3 protein-coding genes and 1 pseudogene are annotated in these 2,327 nt (G+C 59.0%); 3 read left to right on the forward strand and 1 reads right to left on the reverse strand.

The genetic code is table 11. The features are described from left to right. Positions 1-248, forward strand: a pseudogene (locus AC1D17_RS28520) (hypothetical protein); the annotation flags it as partial. Between the two features lie 58 nt (positions 249-306). On the opposite strand, the gene AC1D17_RS28525 reads toward AC1D17_RS28520, so the two are convergent. Beyond that, a complete protein-coding gene (locus AC1D17_RS28525) occupies positions 307-441 on the reverse strand; it encodes a hypothetical protein (RefSeq protein WP_477568569.1) in 135 nt (44 codons plus the stop codon). A gap of 266 nt (positions 442-707) precedes the next feature. On the opposite strand from AC1D17_RS28525, the gene AC1D17_RS28530 reads away from it, so the two are divergent. Beyond that, positions 708-1,910, forward strand: a complete 1,203-nt coding sequence (locus tag AC1D17_RS28530; protein WP_477568571.1) for a DUF1173 domain-containing protein — start codon at positions 708-710, stop codon at positions 1,908-1,910. Positions 1,911-2,002: 92 nt separating this feature from the next. Next, complete coding sequence (locus AC1D17_RS28535; RefSeq protein ID WP_477568570.1) at positions 2,003-2,314, forward strand: WGR domain-containing protein; 312 nt, start codon at positions 2,003-2,005, stop codon at positions 2,312-2,314. The last annotated feature ends 13 nt before the right edge of the window (positions 2,315-2,327 follow it).

Here is a 2,327-nt window from a genome sequence, read left to right on the forward strand (position 1 = left end):
TACCGAGGCCGAGCGAAAAACAACTGCGCGAGACGGCCGAAGCGCGCGCTGTCGCACAAGAGGATGTGCGCTACAGTTTGAAAAACCTGAAGCGCACGAAACAGCGCAACGTAAAATTCTTCATCAACATTGCCCTGGACTATGACCTGAAGGCGCGCCTACAGCGGGCAGCCCTGGAAAACGATCTAAAAATGACGGCGGTGGTGAAAGCAGCCCTCGACTATTACCTGACGGAAAACGGCTACTGACGAGTCACCGAAAAATGGCACCGCGGGAGTGCCCACCGCGAAGAGCAGGGTATTGCCCTCAGTCGGGCAGCTCCTTTTCGGTGAGTTCTGCGATTGCCGCCTTGAGTTCCGTCTCGATCTGCTGGCGCTCTTCGGTGGTCGGGGCGTTGCGGAGTTCGGCGCGCAGTTCCTCGATGTGCTGTTCGATGGTCATCTCTTCGTCTCCTTGACGTTTGTGAACGATGGCCATCGCGGCTGTGAGGGGAGAAGACGGGTCAAGGTTCGCGTCAGCGACCGGCGGAGCCGGCGCGTGGAGGAACCGATTTTGTCGGAGCGCAGCGGAGGCAAAATTGGCGGGGCCGCGCGACCTTGAGGCGGCTTTTTCCCTCACAGATAATCCCCGGCACTGAGCAGACAGGTTTTGGTCTCGTGTGCCACCCATGAACGTCGCAGACGTTCAAACAGTGGAGGCAAGGCGTGGTGCGCAGGTTTCAGATTGGAGATCAGATGATCGACGAACAGACGGCGGACTTTGCTGACTGCTTGGCGATCGCATATGAGAAGAAGTTGCGGCCTTTATGCCGTTGCCGGGCGCCTGGCGTGCCCATGTATGTTGCCCGGATTGGCGACCAGCACGTGGTCAAGCGCATGCCTCTCAGCGGCGCAACGCATGGTCCGCAATGCGAGTCCTATGAACCTTCTTATGAACTGACGGGGCTCGGGCCTTTGATCGGGAGCGCCATCCAGATCGATATTGCAACTGGCGCGGCGGCCTTGAAGCTTGATTTCTCCATGACGAAACTGGGATCTCGGGCGGCGGCGGCGACAGACAATACGGAGAGCCCGGAGACGGTGAAGAACGAGACCCGCAAGCTCTCGTTGCGTGCGCTGCTGCACTACCTCTGGCACGAGGGCGGATTGACCGAATGGACATCGCTCTGGAATGGAAAGCGACACTGGTGGCATGTTCGCAGCCATCTTGTCGAAGCGGCACGGACGATGACGGTACGGGGGGAACCACTGGTCGATCGGCTGTTCGTCCCCGAACCGTTCCGTGCAGACGATAAAACGGCCATCGAGCAACGTCGCGCCATGGCGCTGGCGGAGCTTTACCAGTCGGCGCCCGGTCCAAAGAGGCTGATGCTGCTGGTCGGGGAAATCAAGGAGTTCGGCGAAGCACGATCCGGCCGCAGGGTCGTCATCAAGCATATGCCGGGGTTTCCGCTTTTTCTGGAGGATCGTGCCTGGACGTCATTACAGAGGCGCTTCAGTATTGAGTTAGAGCTGTGGCAGGCCAACGAGGCTTCCCATCTGATCGCCATCATGACGATCGGTGCGACGGGATCCGGGCTGATGATGATCAACGAAATCGCTTTGATGACGGTGACGGCAGAGTGGTTGCCGGTGGAAAGCGTCTATGAGGAACGCGTGCTTGAGAAGCTGACCAAGCTGCGGCGCAAGAGTGTGAAGGGGCTGCGATTCAATCTATCGTCTTCCCAGCCGGTGGCGATTGCCACACTGCCGGAGGCAAAGCCTGTTCCGGTGGCGCTCTATCTCGTGCCGCCGGGGGCTGGCGACGCGTTCGAATCGGCCTTGAGCGACATGATCGCGGCACGCTCCGATCTTGATTCCTGGGTCTGGTGGATCAAAGATGGAGAGATGCCGCGCTTGCCTCCGGGTTAAGCATTCCAATCATCACGAAAATGAATCGGTGGTGCCGCATCGATTCATAACTCTCGTTGGACGCAGGTGGGCGGATCGACGATTCTTCGGGCATGTTTCACTATCCGTTTCAGCTCTATTGCCAGCGCGTCGATGCGAGCAGGAACATGGCGCGCTACTACGCCCTGTCGATCCAGCCGACCTTGTTTGGCGAGACGGCTGTCGTCCGCGCCTGGGGACGGATTGGTAGCCGCGGCGGCGAGAAATCCGAGGTGTTTCCAACGGAGCGGGAGGCCGCATCGCATTTCCTGGAATTGGTGCGCAAGAAGCGCCGGAAAGGCTACAGACCCGTCAGAACCTGTGGAAATACTCTCGCTGGCCAGGCTACGGTGCATCCGAACCGTGACAATTTAGGGGCTTGGTGAAAAGGTTTTCTCC

The sequence above is a fragment of the Pararhizobium sp. P1_E7 genome, assembly GCF_056405855.1.

What these genes read in the sequence shown, in the direction of transcription:
- AC1D17_RS28525 (WP_477568569.1), bottom strand. Translation starts at nt 441, where the DNA reads ATGACCATCGAACAGCACATCGAGGAACTGCGCGCCGAACTCCGCAAC.
- AC1D17_RS28535 (WP_477568570.1), top strand. Translation starts at nt 2,003, where the DNA reads ATGTTTCACTATCCGTTTCAGCTCTATTGCCAGCGCGTCGATGCGAGC.